Origin of the sequence: Hymenobacter saemangeumensis, assembly GCF_039541835.1 — a bacterium.
Lineage (GTDB): Bacteria > Bacteroidota > Bacteroidia > Cytophagales > Hymenobacteraceae > Hymenobacter > Hymenobacter saemangeumensis.
Genome location: NZ_BAABGZ010000013.1, coordinates 1 through 12930, shown reverse-complemented (window position 1 = coordinate 12930; position 12930 = coordinate 1). Strand labels below are relative to the sequence as shown.

The 12930-nt window shown below is 60.5% G+C and carries 14 protein-coding genes; 3 read left to right on the top strand and 11 right to left on the bottom strand.

All coding sequences use genetic code 11. The features are described from left to right. Positions 1-121: 121 nt before the first annotated feature. Positions 122-1717, top strand: a complete 1596-nt coding sequence (locus ABD919_RS04580) for a TlpA family protein disulfide reductase (protein ID WP_345234226.1) — start codon at positions 122-124, stop codon at positions 1715-1717. Between the two features lie 195 nt (positions 1718-1912). After that, on the top strand, positions 1913-2932 hold the full coding sequence (locus tag ABD919_RS04575) for an SPASM domain-containing protein (RefSeq protein ID WP_345234224.1): 1020 nt from the start codon (positions 1913-1915) through the stop codon (positions 2930-2932). Between the two features lie 9 nt (positions 2933-2941). Here the strand turns inward: ABD919_RS04575 and ABD919_RS04570 are convergent, their stop codons facing one another. From ABD919_RS04570 to ybiA, 11 genes are all read right to left on the bottom strand, one after another. After that, positions 2942-3760: a tetratricopeptide repeat protein gene (locus ABD919_RS04570; protein ID WP_345234222.1), complete on the bottom strand. Its 819-nt coding sequence runs from the start codon at positions 3758-3760 to the stop codon at positions 2942-2944. Positions 3761-3862: 102 nt separating this feature from the next. Further along, positions 3863-4738: a tetratricopeptide repeat protein gene (locus ABD919_RS04565; RefSeq protein ID WP_345234220.1), complete on the bottom strand. Its 876-nt coding sequence runs from the start codon at positions 4736-4738 to the stop codon at positions 3863-3865. Positions 4739-4859: 121 nt separating this feature from the next. Continuing rightward, positions 4860-6155 carry an erythromycin esterase family protein gene (locus ABD919_RS04560; RefSeq protein WP_345234219.1) on the bottom strand — a complete coding sequence of 432 codons (1296 nt, stop codon included), beginning with the start codon at positions 6153-6155 and terminating at the stop codon, positions 4860-4862. Positions 6156-6281: 126 nt separating this feature from the next. Continuing rightward, a complete protein-coding gene (locus tag ABD919_RS04555; protein WP_345234217.1) occupies positions 6282-6623 on the bottom strand; it encodes a hypothetical protein in 342 nt (113 codons plus the stop codon). A 113-nt stretch (positions 6624-6736) separates the two neighbouring features. Continuing rightward, complete coding sequence (locus tag ABD919_RS04550; protein WP_345234215.1) at positions 6737-6931, bottom strand: FeoB-associated Cys-rich membrane protein; 195 nt, start codon at positions 6929-6931, stop codon at positions 6737-6739. 43 nt (positions 6932-6974) lie between these two features. Beyond that, positions 6975-7775 (bottom strand): inositol monophosphatase family protein, encoded by an 801-nt coding sequence (locus ABD919_RS04545; protein WP_345234213.1) that lies wholly within the window; start codon positions 7773-7775, stop codon positions 6975-6977. Between the two features lie 112 nt (positions 7776-7887). Further along, entirely contained in the window at positions 7888-9570 is a 1683-nt protein-coding gene (lnt, locus tag ABD919_RS04540) for an apolipoprotein N-acyltransferase (RefSeq protein WP_345234211.1), read from the bottom strand. A 212-nt stretch (positions 9571-9782) separates the two neighbouring features. Next, a complete protein-coding gene (rsmI, locus tag ABD919_RS04535; RefSeq protein WP_345234209.1) occupies positions 9783-10505 on the bottom strand; it encodes a 16S rRNA (cytidine(1402)-2'-O)-methyltransferase in 723 nt (240 codons plus the stop codon). 118 nt (positions 10506-10623) lie between these two features. Next, on the bottom strand, positions 10624-11115 hold the full coding sequence (locus tag ABD919_RS04530; protein WP_345234207.1) for a TlpA family protein disulfide reductase: 492 nt from the start codon (positions 11113-11115) through the stop codon (positions 10624-10626). Positions 11116-11255: 140 nt separating this feature from the next. Further along, positions 11256-11516, bottom strand: coding sequence for a 4a-hydroxytetrahydrobiopterin dehydratase (locus ABD919_RS04525; RefSeq protein ID WP_345234205.1), 261 nt, complete (start codon positions 11514-11516; stop codon positions 11256-11258). A 36-nt stretch (positions 11517-11552) separates the two neighbouring features. Then, on the bottom strand, positions 11553-12113 hold the full coding sequence (gene ybiA, locus ABD919_RS04520) for a riboflavin biosynthesis intermediates N-glycosidase (RefSeq protein ID WP_345234203.1): 561 nt from the start codon (positions 12111-12113) through the stop codon (positions 11553-11555). A gap of 105 nt (positions 12114-12218) precedes the next feature. Between ybiA and ABD919_RS04515 the strand changes: the two genes are divergently transcribed. After that, positions 12219-12746, top strand: coding sequence for a hypothetical protein (locus tag ABD919_RS04515; RefSeq protein ID WP_345234201.1), 528 nt, complete (start codon positions 12219-12221; stop codon positions 12744-12746). Positions 12747-12930: the final 184 nt, after the last annotated feature.

The following is a 12930-nucleotide window of genomic DNA, read 5'->3' as shown; positions in this document are numbered from 1 at the left end:
GAATAAGGTGTTTTCTAACCCTCTTAAAGTATTGCTTGTTATCTGACGGCTACTTACTTCTGCCGCTGTTAGTCCATTCTATGCTATGATGCATTTTTCCACTTTTACCCTCCGCCAAGTTTTGGGTACGCTGCTGCTGCTGGCTCCGCTGCTGGGGCAGGCACAGGCTCGCAAGCCCAGTGCTCCCGCACAAGCTCAGCACGCGCCAACTGCAGCCGATAACTCACCGTCGACTGTCGCCAATTTTGCGGTGCTTTCCGGCCGCGTAAGTGGTCCTACCATCGACTCGGTAGCTATTTCGCTGCGCGAAAACCCGCTGGACCCCAAGGAGAAAATCTTTCGGACTTCCCTCAATGAGCGGGGCGAGTTCAAGATTACGGTACCTGTGAAGGGGGCTACCAAAGCCGACATTGTATACGGCGACGATGTGGCTCCCCTGTTTCTGGACCCGGGCACTGACCTGGACGTGCGCTTTAAAGGCAGTGATATGTCGGGCTCGCTTAAGTTTAAGCCCAACGACGTGCCCACCGGCTTTAAAGCCAAGTTCAGCAACGGCTCCAGCCTGACCAACGAGCAGCGCCACCGCCAGCAGGCTGCCAACGCCAACAACTATTTGGTAGAGGCCGATGCCCAGTTTGTGGAAAACGATGGCTTCCAGGTGCTGCCCGACAACATTCAGTTGTACGAGGCTCCCTTCATCTCCTTTCTGGAGTACCGCCGCAAGCACCAGTTCAACTTCCTGGAAGACCACGCAGCCAAGCAGTCGTTTACCCAGGAGTTCTACAACTACGCCAAGGCCGAGGTGGTGTATGCCTACGCCAACGACCGCCTCACTTACCAGGACCTGCGCGAGCAGGTAGTGAACACCGAGGGCCGCCTGAAGATGTCGCCCGACTACTACAATTACCTCAACGACCCGGCCCTGCTGAACGACCCCACAGCCATTCAGAGCGAGCAATACCACGAATTCCTGATTAACTACGTACACTTTGCCGTAGCCCAGAGCAAGCGGCAGCGCAGCGACGCCGACTTTTACCCCGCCTCCTACGCCCTGGCCAGCAAGCAGTTGAACGGTGCTATTCGTCCCATCATCCTGGGCCGTATTCTGCAGGAGTCCTTCCGTTTCGGCCACGTAAAGCAGTCGGCCGCCATGCTCGCCGACTACCGCACCTACGACCCCAAGGGCCACTACCTGCCCACGCTGAAGGCCGACTTCGACCGGCACAAGGACTTCTCCATCGGCGCGCCGGCTCCCGACTTCAAACTGGCCACCGCCACCGGCGACACCGTGCACCTGCACGACTTCGCGGGCAAGCTGGTGTACCTCAACTTCTGGAAAAGCACCAACGGCCTCTGCCTGCGCGACCTGGCTTATGCCCAGGACCTGATTCGCAAGTTTGAAGGCAAAAACATCACCTTCATCAACGTTGCCCTTGATGAGAACGAGCAGGCCTGGCGGCAGCTGGTGAACATGAAACGGCTGCCGGGGGTACACGTCCGGGTGGCGGGCGGTGGCCTGCGCTCCACCCTGGCCAAGGCCTACGCCCTTCAGGAAGTACCCACCTACATTCTGTTGGGTGAAGATGGTACTTTCCTCAATACCAAGCCCAAGCGCCTGAGCAGCCGCGCCGCGGTGGACGAAATCAACCAGTCGTTCGGCAAAGCCAGCACCTACACCAGCGCCATCGACCTGCGGGCCTTAACGGAAGGCAAGTAAGGTCGGCACCGGAAACCAGCATCCTTAGATTTCGCGCTTTAAGCGAACACCGAAGGACCTTATCAGGCTAGAACAAGAAGCAGAAATCAAAAGCTGCTGTCGGCTGTTCAACCTGCTGAGGTCCTTCGCTGCGTTTAGGATGACGTATTTTTGGCTGGAACTACCGCCAAAGGGCCTTTACAGCTTGCCACGCCCATGTCTTCTACCTTCACCGACGGCCTCAACTTCCTGTCCAAGCTCACGCCGCGCCGGGCCTGGAATGCGGCTCAGGTTATCGGCTCCTATGCCTTAAGCAAGGTAACGGGCAAAGCGCGTCACCACGGCATGCCCCTGGCGCTGTCGTTTGAGCCCACCACCAGCTGCAACCTGCGCTGCCCCGAGTGCCCCAGCGGCCTGCGCTCCTTTACCCGGCCCACGGGCATGCTGCCCGAAGACCTGTTCAAGAAAACCATCGACGAGGTAGCCAGCCGGCTGTGGTACCTGATTTTCTACTTTCAGGGCGAGCCTTACCTGCACCCGCAGTTCCTGGATTTGGTGCAGTACGCGGCCAAGAAGGGTATTTACACCGCTACGAGCACCAACGCTCACTACCTCAACGACAAAAATGCCCGTCGTACGGTAGAGAGCGGCCTCGACCGCCTTATCATCTCCCTCGACGGCACCACGCAGGAGGTGTACCAGCAGTACCGCGTGGGCGGCAAGCTGGAAAAGGTGCTGGAAGGTACCCGCAACATCGTGCGCTGGCGCAAGGAGCTGAAGTCGAGCACGCCGCGCATCATCTTCCAGTTTCTGGTGGTGCGGCCCAACGAGCACCAGATAGACGACGCCAAGGCCTTAGCCGCCTCAATGGGCGTCGACGACGTGTGGTTTAAGACGGCTCAGATATACGATTACCAGAACGGCAGCCCGCTGATTCCGACCATCGACTACTACTCGCGCTACGAAAATAACAACGGCAGCTGGAGCCTGAAAAACAAGCTGGTAAACCATTGCTGGAAGATGTGGCACTCCTGCGTCATCACCTGGGACGGCCTGGTGGTGCCCTGCTGCTTCGATAAGGATGCCGAATACCGCCTCGGCGACCTGCAGCAGCAGAGCTTCGCCAGCCTCTGGCAGGGCAAGAAGTACCAGGGCTTCCGGCAGGCGCTGCTCAAGGGGCGCGACCAGGTGGAGATGTGCCGTAACTGCACCGAAGGCACCCGGGTGTGGGGCTGAGCAACTGGCTTACGCTTTTCCAGCTGGTTTAGAATGGTACCGCTGTTTTATCTGTTTAGCCAAAGCAGCTACCCGTGCCCTGCGCAGGGGGCTGGCATAACCATATTCACGGGCCATTCCGTAGATTATTTCTGATTCGTACTCAATGTCAGTCAGAAATGCCACGTTGCCAAGGTCAAACAGCAGTTGGGCTACGAGTGCGTCCTTGGGCTTGATAAACGAAACTCGTTCGTTTAACTGATAGAACAGGGCATCGCGCAGCTTTAAGAGCTGTTGCTTCGACAAGGCCGTGCGTGGCAGTGCCTGGGTGCCGAAACTGGTATTAAGCAGGAATTTGCTGTTCACGGCACTGCTGCCCTGTAGCTTGGCTTCGAGAATCTTCACATGCAGCCACTCCGAGCCCATGTGCGAGGCCGGGTCAATCCGTACGGCTTTGCGTATCCAGGTAAGTGCCTGCCGGTCATCGCCAAGCAGCTCGTACACGGTGCCAAGACTTGCGGCCGTCGCGTAGCGGCCGGGAGCAATGCTCTCTACCTGAAGGTAGATGTCCCTGGCTTTGCCGTAGTCTTTAGTAAGAGCCAGTAGCAAGGCGTAGTCGGAGAGATAGCGCACATCCTTGGTCCCTTGCCATTTACGCATCATCTCTGGCAGCTTTTGCTCGACTTCCTTTTTTAAAATCATATACCCTTTGGGTACATGGTTGTCAGTATGCCTGTAGCCAACTGTATAGCCGTCGCTTAGCCTAACGGATTCGCCATTAAAACAGGCATTTGCTTGGCTAACTGGCAGCAAAAGCAGAAAAGCAGCGCAGAGAAAAACGAACTTCATGCGAGCGGAGAAACCGAAGATGAAAGGAAACGAACGGCCTAACAGCCAGTGCAAGGGCGTACCCCAAAGGCTCGTCCTGCCACTGCTCTGAATGCTTACTGCCTACTCAGGGCTTGGCGGGGGCGGGGGCGGGGCCGACGAAGGGCTGACTAATCTAGCCGGTGCCGACAGGGAGCGGACTCCTGCTTTCGACAATGCAGCAAGCCTTTTGGCTAGCAGCGGATTGGAGTAGCCATACTCCTGGGCTTCGGTATAAATGAACTTTGACTCGGACTTGGCGCCGGTCAGGTAGGCAACATTCGCCAGGTCGAACAGCAGCTGCGCCACAATGGTCTCTTGCGGCTGGATAAACGAAACCCGCTCGTTGAGCTGGTAAAACAAGGCATCGCGGAGCTTAAGAAGCTGTGCCTTCGACAAAGAAGTATGGGGAAGAACGTCGGTGCCAAAGCTGGTATTGAGCAAGAATTTACTGTTGACAGCGCTTTTTCCCTGGAGCTTGGCTTCGAGAATCTTTACGTGCAGCCACTCCGAGCCCATATGCGAGGCCGGGTCAATCCGAACTGCTTTTCTTATCCAGCTAAGGGCCTGTCTGTTGTCGCCAAGTAGCTCATACACGGTTCCGAGGTTTGCCGCCGTGGAGTATTGGTCAGGCGCTATGCTTTCTATGTAGAGGTAGGTATCCCGGGCCTTTTCGTATTCTTTCGTGAACGCCAGCAAGAGTGCGTAATCGGATAGATAAGCAAGGTCCTGGGTCTTTTTCCACTGCTCGTACATTACCGGGATTTCCCGCTTAATTGTCGCAGTGACAAACTGGCATCCATAGGGGACTATCCTGCCCGAGTGCTTTAAGGCAATAACGGCGCCGTTGGATAAGCTGATAGTGGCCTCCGCGACCTTAAAAGTTCTCCCATTACCGCACGCGAACGCCTGAACGGTGGAAAGCAGAAACAGGTAGCCAAGAATAAGACGTTTTAGCATTAAAAGGCGTGGCTGGATTTAGTAGCCTTCACTCTCCTTCAATAGGTCTTAGGGGCTGGCTAGCTGTGTGCTAAGGTAGCACAAAGGCAGCTGTTGCAAAGGTGTTTTTTTGACGTGAACTCTATTCACCCCAGGGGTAGAGGTCGGGAGGCGTGTTTGCCTGCGCTTCGGTACCCAGCGGGTGCAGGGCGCGGGTTTTGTCGATGAACAGGAAGGCGTCGTAGCGCTCGGGAATAATGGAGGGCACGTAGTTTCCAAACTGCTCGAACTCGGGGCGGTACACCACGCCGATGGCGCGGTGGCCGATGGAGTCCTTGAGGCCGGACTGTTGGCGTAGCTCTTCGGAAAGGAGCAGGGCGTTGTCGCCGTTTAGCTGGCTGTGCAGCTGGTTTTCCCAGGAGTTGCGGCGGGCGGTGGGCACCGTCATGGTTTCGAAGGGGGCGCCCCACTCGCGGCCGGCGATAACGGAGCCCTGGTAGGAGCCAAAGCCCACGCTGAACACGTTTTCGCGGCCCAGCTGCTCGCGGGTGAGCTGGCCCACGTTCACCATGTCGTCGCGGCGCATGTCGGTGTAGCGGGCGTCGCCAATGTGGGTGTTGTGCTCCCAGATGATGGCCTTGCTGTCGGGGCCGTGCAGGCCGAGCAGGCGGGTCAGGGTTTCCATCATGTGGCGGTCGCGCACGTTCCAGGAAGCGCCCCCGCCCTTGAGCATGGCGCGGTAGTAGCGCTCGGCATTCACGGCCACCAGGGCGTTCTGCTCGGCGGCAAAGAGCTGCTCGTGCTCGGAGAGGTTGGCGGGCTGGCGCTCCTGGGCCTGCTGGCGCAGGGTTTTGAGCATGGCCGTCACCTCGTCCTGGCAGCTTTCCGATACGAAGGCGATGGCGCGGGCGTATTCCTGCGGGTCGTCGCTGTAGGGCTCGAAGCAGTGAAAGGCCTTGCGGGCCGCCGACATGGCGCCGTCGCCCTGCTGCTCGGCGTAGCGCAGCACCGCCTGCAGCGACTCCCAGAGGCTGTACACGTCGAGGCCGTAGAAGCCCACGCGCTGCTCCAGGGGCTGCCGGCGGTTGTGGCCGTGCAGCCAGTCCACCAAGGCGGCAATTTCCCAGTTTCCCCACATCCAGGTCGGCCAGCGGTTGAAGGTTTGCAGCAGGCGGGCGGCCGAGCCATACTGCACCTCGTCCTGCTTAATGGCGGCATTTACGTCGAAGCAGTCGGGCCAGTCGCCTTCCACGGCGATAAAGTGGAAGCCTTTTTCCTGAATCAGGCGCTTGCTGATGGCCGTGCGCCAGGTGTAGTACTCGTGGGTGCCGTGCGATGCTTCGCCCAGCAGCACGACGCGGGCGTCGCCAATAGCGTCCATGAGCCGGTCGAGGTCGGCGGGCGTGCGGAGGGGATGGGTGGGAAGGGTAGTTGCCACTTTCAGGGCTTAGGTATTAGAGAATTAGGGATTAGGTTTTGCACGGAGCAGCGCCAGGCAGCCTGATAAGTCGGGGCCGGTTCAGCTTTTGCAATACCTAAGCCCTAACACCTAAGGCCCTAACACCTATTTGTGTTGCTTCGTCAGGTTCTTGCCCAGGTTTTCTACCTGCAGCATGAATTCGTTGGCATCGACGTCGCCATAGGTGCCGTAGGCCGCGGAGATGGTGCCGCGCACGCCGTCGTTGGCCTCAATGGCGTAGAGAATGGACATGTCGTCGGGGTTGCTCTCGCCTTCGAAGCGGTAGAAGTCCACGATGGTGACGTCTTCGGGGCCATAGGTTTTGCTCGCCGCGCCATCCATGGTGCATAGGCGGCCTTTTTCCACCTTGAAGTCCTTGGTAAAGCCGTCGGCGGAGAGCTTTTTTTCCACGTTCATCAGCGAACGTTCTTCTTCTTTGTCCTGCATGGCAGTAAGCGGTTGAGGGGAAAGGAATGTGCGGCCGGCGCTAAAAGCAGCTGCCTCCGCTCCGGCTATACGGAGCCGGGGGGGAGGCAGGTTATGCTGGAAACAAAGTATTGCTAGGCCTGCGGCCGGGCGGCCTGTGCCTCAATGGTACGCTGCAGGCGGTCGACGTCGATGGTGGAGCAGCCGCCCCCGCAGCCTTTGGGGCAGGCGCTTTCGCTTTTGGCAAAGAATGCCCGCCAGAACCGCCGGCCGATAAAGAACAGCGCGGCGGCGAAGAGGGCGAAAATGAGGAAGTACTGGGCTTGCATGGCGGTAGGAAAACCCGGGCGGCGCCGGAAAAGTTTGCAGAGCCTAAGCCCAGAACTCGGCGATGGTGGCTTGCATGGCCTGGTGGATGCGGCCGTTGCTGGCCACCACCTCGCGGCCAAACAGCGGGTCGCCGTCTTCGAGGAACTGGGTGATGTGGCCGCCGGCTTCGCGCACCAGCAGCAGGCCGGCGGCTACGTCGTAGGAGTTGAGGTTGAACTCGAAGAAGCCCTCGAAGCGGCCGGCGGCCACCCAGGCCAGATCCACGGCGGCCGAGCCCACGCGCCGCACGCCGTGAGTGCTTTGCATGAACTGGCCCAGCACCGCCAGGTAGGCGTCGAGCCGGTCGAACTTGGAGTAGGGGAAGCCCGTGGCCAGCAGCGAGCCGCTGAGCTCGGCCACGTCGCTGACGTGGATGCGTCGCTCGTTGCAGTAAGCGCCGCCCCCGCGCACGGCGCGGAAGCTTTCGTCCTGGGCCACTTCGTGCACCACGCCGGCTACCAGCTCGCTGTGGTGCAGCAGCGCCACGCTGATAGAGTAGCAGGGCAGGCCATGCACGAAGTTGGTGGTGCCGTCGAGCGGGTCGATAATCCAGGTGTACTCGGCGCGGGTATCGGCCCCGGTGGTGCCCTCCTCGGTGATGAAGCCGGCCTCGGGCAGCAGGCGGCGCAGGCCGGCCACCAGCAGCTTCTCGGTTTCCTGGTCCACGTAGCTTACCAGGTCGGAAACGCCCTTTTGCTGCACCTTGCCCCGGTCGAAGGAAGCCGCTTCCTGGCGGATGAACTTCGCGGTTTCGCGGCAGAGCTGGGCAAGGTCGAGGGAGAGTTGAGTGAAGTCGGTTGGCATAGGGTTCTGCGTGGAGAGAGGTCAGACGTTAGACCTTAGACTTTAGACATGAGAATTGTTCTGGTAAAAGAACTTTCTAACGTCTCATGTCTAACGTCTAAGGCCTTAAAAATTAAAGCTCTTTGTCCGCCATACGGGCCTTGATAGGCTTGGGGCGGCTCACCCAGAAGGCGGCCAGGAGAAAAAGCACCGCCAGAGCCTGGGTAACAGGGCCGATAAGGTCGCCGAAGCGGGCGTAGAAGGTCAGCTCGTCGTTGAGGTGGACGATGGCACGGCTGGCGGCGCCCACCCACCAGCCGGTGCGGTGGGAGATGGTGCCTTTCTGGTCGATAAAGCCGGAGATGCCGGTATTGGCCGAGCGGGCGATGTCGCGACGGGTTTCGATGGCCCGCAGCGCGCCATACGCCAGGTGCTGGCGGTAGCCGGGCGAGTCGCTCCACCAGCCGTCGTTGGTGATGATGCCCAGCAGGGTGGCGCCGTTGCGGGCGTAGGCCGCCACGAAGTCGCCGTACACTGATTCATAGCAGATAATGGGCGCCAGGCGCAGGGTCGGCAGGGCCGGTGGGGCCGAGTACACGGCGCGCTGGTCCTGGCTGCCGTAGCTGCCCACAGTGCCGCCCAGGTCGATGTGGGAGATGAGGGAGGTGAGCAGGGGCGGAATCTTCTCCACGCCCGGCACCAGCCGCGACTTGTGGTAGAACTCGATGGGGGCCGTGGCACTGGCGAAGTAAGCCCCGGTGTTGAACACGTCGTAGTAGCCCAGGTCGTCGCGGTAGCGGGCGGTGGGGCTGGCCATGGCTTTGTTGGGGTAGCCCGCCACGCTGGTCATGCCCGTGAGCAGGGCTACGCCGGGGTGCTGGGCCAGCCACTGCCGAATGCGCTGAATCTTGGGCTGGGTCTCGATGGTGTTTTCCCAGAAAGCTTCCTCCAGCGCCGTTTCCGGCCAGAGCACCAGCCGGGTCTGGGGCGTGAGGTACTGCTCGGTGCGGCTGAGAAGTCGGCTGAGCTGCTCATCGTAAGGGATAAAGCGGGCCGTGCCGCTGAACTTCTCCTCGAAGGGGTCGATGTTGGGCTGCACCACTACCACTTCCGTGGCAGGGCCTTTTTCCTGGTAGAGGGTGCCAATAGCGTAGGAAAGCGCAATGGGCAGCGCCACCATCAGCACCGGGGTGGAAAGCTTAATGTTGAACGTCGACAGGAAGGACTGCGCTGCTTCGGACTGCAGCTCTTCGCTCTTCACTTTCAGCTCAAACACCAGCAGCAGGCGCAGCAGGGCCAGGTTTACTACCCACACCCAGAGCGAGCCGCCCAGGAAGCCGGTGTACTCGTACCACTGCACCCACTGCGGCACGCTGGCGAAGCCATTGCCCAGGGTAAGCCAGGGCCAGGTAAGGTCCCAGTGCAGGTGCAGCTGCTCAAAGGCAATCCAGTACACCGGCAGCGAGAGGTAGCCCAGCCGGATGCCCAGGCGCTTCTTGGTCTGGCGGAACGCCATCAGGGGCAGGCACATGAGCAGGGCATTGAGCACCACCGCGGCAATGCCCCCGCCCACAGTGCTGTAGCTGACCCACCAGGTGGTAAAGGCGTTCCAGAGCAGCAGGGTGAGGTAGGTGTAGCCAAACACCGTGCGCTTGCGCACCCCGCGCTTAGTGAGCTGGTACTCCATCAGCAGGTAGGGCACCCAGCCCACGAAAAGCAGCAGCGGCAGCGGGGATGGGTGAACCGGCCAGCCGGCCCACAGCAGCACCGCGCTGAGCAGCGCCAGCACCGCAGGACGAAGTTTGAAGATAAACAAAGTGGGAAAGGGTTGTTCTGATGATTCGCCTCACTCCCCGGCCCCCTCTCCGCTGGAGAGGGGGAGCCGAGGCGGCGCGGATATTCTATAAAAGTGAGCAGTAGGTGTAAACAGCTAGGATTCTTAAACCTGTGTTTAAATAAATCTCAGTAAATCGTCAGGCTCCCCCTCTCCCTGAGGAGAGGGGGCCGGGGGTGAAGCGAACGGCAGCATTAATCCTCATCCTCCTCATACCGTCCTTTCTTCACCGGGGCGTCGGTGTTGCCCTGCACCACCAGCACGATTTCGCCTTTAATGCTGGGGCGGGCGGCAAAGTTGCGCGCCAGCTCGGGCAGGCTGCCATTTATTGTTTCTTCGAACAGCTTGGTGAGCTCCCGGCTTACGGAGGCCTGCCGCCCGGGGCCCAGCACTTCCGCCAGCTGCTCCAGGGTTTTGACGATGCGGTGGGGCGACTCGTAGAAAATCATGGTGCGGGTTTCGGTGGCCAGCTCCTTCAGGCGCGTCTGCCGGCCCTTCTTGACGGGCAGAAAGCCCTCGAACGTAAACCGCTCGGCGCCGAAGCCCGACTTGAGCAGGGCGGGCACAAAGGCCGTGGGCCCGGGCAGGCACTCCACGCCCAAGCCCCGGGCCAGGCACTCGCGCACCAGCAGAAAGCCCGGGTCGGAGATGCCCGGCGTGCCGGCGTCGGAAACCAGGGCCATGGTTTCGCCTTTCTCCAGCCGCTCCAGCAGGCGGGCTACCTGCTGGTGCTCGTTGTGCAGGTGGTAGCTGAGCAGGGGCTTTTTCAGGTTGAGGTGCTGCAGCAGGCGCCCGCTGGTGCGGGTGTCTTCGCAAAGCACGGTGCCCACTTCCCCCAGAATGCGGATGGCCCGCAGGGTGATGTCCTCCAGGTTGCCGATGGGCGTGGGCACGAGGTATAATACGGTGTCGGCCATGGTGCAAAGGTAGCCCGCGGAACGAGCCGAGAGTAGGGCCGCGCGAGCCCGGCCAGCCAGGGTAGTGCTTATTGATGGCCACACCCGGCGATGACCGGGAAGCAGCCCACGCCACATGCTACTTCCGCGCCGCGGTGATGAACTCCCGGATAAGGGCTGGCTCCACGGTGCCCGCCTTTTTCTTGACCAGCTGCCCCTTGCGGCTAAAGGCATACGTGCAGGGCCGGGCCATCACGTCGGGAAGCGGCTGCCGCACCCGCCAGAAGGTGAAAGGGTAGGGGTGCTTTTTCAGGAACCCCCGGATTTTGGCGGCGGGCTCGTCGGATATCATCACCAGCTCGACGCCCGGCCCCGTTTCAGCCTGAGCTTTGGCAAAGTCGGGAAACTCCTCGATGCAAGGCTTGCACCAGGTGGCCCAGTAGTTCACCACTACCGGCCTGCCCACCAGCCGGGCGGCCGGCACGGGGCGTCCTTCCAGGTCCTGCAGCCCCATTTCCGCCAGGGTAATATCGGGCTGGGCAAACAGCCGGCTGGCGGCGTAGCCAACTACTGCCACTACCCCCAGCAACAGGCCCAGCAGAAAGCCCAAGGCAAATCGTTTCGTATCCATTGGCTAGCTCAGCAGGTCTTTCAGGTAGAAGTGAAACAGGGCCAGGGCCGTGAGCAACAGCGCCACGAATCCCGTGGCCATTCCGGCCAGCAGGCTTTGCTTTTTGGTCATAAAACAGGTGTAAATAAAGCAGGGTTAGGCTAGGCGCCCTGCCCGGCAGCAAGGTGCCGGGAGGCGGCGGCGTCAATGGCCTCCGCCAGGCGGTGGTCGCGCCGGGTCACGGTGTTACCGGCGTCGTGGGAGCGCAGGCGGAACTCCACCACGTTGTACTCGTTGCTAAACCAGGGGTGGTGGTCGAGCCGCTCGGCCTCGGCCGCTACTTCGGTGAGAAAGGCGAAGGCCGTTTTAAAATCCGCAAACTGAAAGCGGCGCTGCAGGCTGTTGTCTTGTTCGGTCCACATTTTATTGAGTTATGAGTTATGAGTTATGAGTTGGGCTTATGCTAGTTGGTCCCGCACTTCCATTAGGGCAAAGCCCAGCAGGTTGAGGCCGGGCCAGCGGGCGGGCTCGGCGGCGTGGGGGTGGCCCTGGGCCAGGCCAATGCCCCAGATGGCATCCACGGGGCTGGCTTCGACCAGGACGCGGCTACCGGTCTGGCGCAGGATGGCCGCCAAGGCGGGGTGCTGCCCAAACTTCAGCTGGTTGCCGCGCACCACTATCTGCTGGCGGGCGGCATTCCAGGTAGCCTCGTCGAAGCCGGCTACCTCGCGGCCCAGGCGCTTGGCCTGGTCGGGGTGGCGGGCCCGCAGAATGGCGGCCCGGGTGGCTTCGTCGCCAAACAGGCGGGCCTTCTCGGCCATCATGTAGTGCTCGGTGCTGGGGTAGCTGAGGCCGGCTTCCTGGAACGGGGCCGGGTACCACTGGCTGAAGCACTCCCGGCCCGGCGCCGCGCCCGGGGCTGCCGTGTGGCCCCAGAAGAACAGGTACTTGGGACTATAGCCTTCACCCAGGGCGGCAAGCAGGTCATCGATGGAGCGAATAGGCGGCATGGAGCTCATAAGCAGGGCAATTTCAGATAGCGGGCGGGCCGGAGCTAAACCCTAAGAGGCAAAGTAAAGTACACTTAAGCCAAACTTAGCCAGCATATCCAAGCCCTTCCCACCATGGCCATCGACCCAAATAAACGCCCCATCCGCGTCATCAACGAAGACACCACCGCGCAGGAAATGGAAGACGGACACCGCATTCCCAATGCGGACCCGCCCAAAAACGAAGCCGCACGCGGCGGCTTCGGCAACCGCGACGGCAAGGAAGGCTACGGCACCGACAGCGAAGACGGCATCACCGCCGTGAGCGTAAATGCCAACGCCGACCAAATCGGTCATCCCAAGGATAATATGCGCACCTCCGAGGAGGGCCGCCCCAACCGCCCCAACCAGGACTCCCCCTCTCTCGACCTGGATGATATGGACGACCTGAACGACACGGGCTCCATCCGTGCCGTGCGCCCCGTAGATGAAATCGATGCCCTGGACCGCCGCCCCGGCCTCGACGAGATGAGCAACCCCAACTCCCGCGTGGGCATGGGCCAGATGGAGCCCCGCCCCATTAAGCCCATCACCGGCACCGATACCAACGCCGAGCTCAACGACCCCAACGCGCAGGAGTCGGGCCTGGACATCGGCTTTTAATGTGCTGATGTGCTAATGATTTAATGTGCTGATGCGCTAATCCAGCGGCGTGATGTTTTGTGAAAATGCCAGCACACCAATCAGCACATTAGCACATCACATAGAAGCTGTTTAGGAAGTAGGGTGCCAATAAAAAAGACTTCCACGACGAGGCGAAATTTGGGGTGCGACCCACCTCATTTTT

Coding starts and splice junctions, on each gene's coding strand:
- ABD919_RS04525 (WP_345234205.1), bottom strand. CDS start 11,516: ATGTGGACCGAACAAGACAACAGCCTGCAGCGCCGCTTTCAGTTTGCG.
- ABD919_RS04570 (WP_345234222.1), bottom strand. CDS start 3,760: ATGAAGTTCGTTTTTCTCTGCGCTGCTTTTCTGCTTTTGCTGCCAGTT.
- ABD919_RS04545 (WP_345234213.1), bottom strand. CDS start 7,775: ATGCCAACCGACTTCACTCAACTCTCCCTCGACCTTGCCCAGCTCTGC.
- ybiA (WP_345234203.1), bottom strand. CDS start 12,113: ATGAGCTCCATGCCGCCTATTCGCTCCATCGATGACCTGCTTGCCGCC.
- ABD919_RS04530 (WP_345234207.1), bottom strand. CDS start 11,115: ATGGATACGAAACGATTTGCCTTGGGCTTTCTGCTGGGCCTGTTGCTG.
- ABD919_RS04555 (WP_345234217.1), bottom strand. CDS start 6,623: ATGCAGGACAAAGAAGAAGAACGTTCGCTGATGAACGTGGAAAAAAAG.
- ABD919_RS04515 (WP_345234201.1), top strand. CDS start 12,219: ATGGCCATCGACCCAAATAAACGCCCCATCCGCGTCATCAACGAAGAC.
- ABD919_RS04565 (WP_345234220.1), bottom strand. CDS start 4,738: ATGCTAAAACGTCTTATTCTTGGCTACCTGTTTCTGCTTTCCACCGTT.
- rsmI (WP_345234209.1), bottom strand. CDS start 10,505: ATGGCCGACACCGTATTATACCTCGTGCCCACGCCCATCGGCAACCTG.
- ABD919_RS04575 (WP_345234224.1), top strand. CDS start 1,913: ATGTCTTCTACCTTCACCGACGGCCTCAACTTCCTGTCCAAGCTCACG.
- ABD919_RS04550 (WP_345234215.1), bottom strand. CDS start 6,931: ATGCAAGCCCAGTACTTCCTCATTTTCGCCCTCTTCGCCGCCGCGCTG.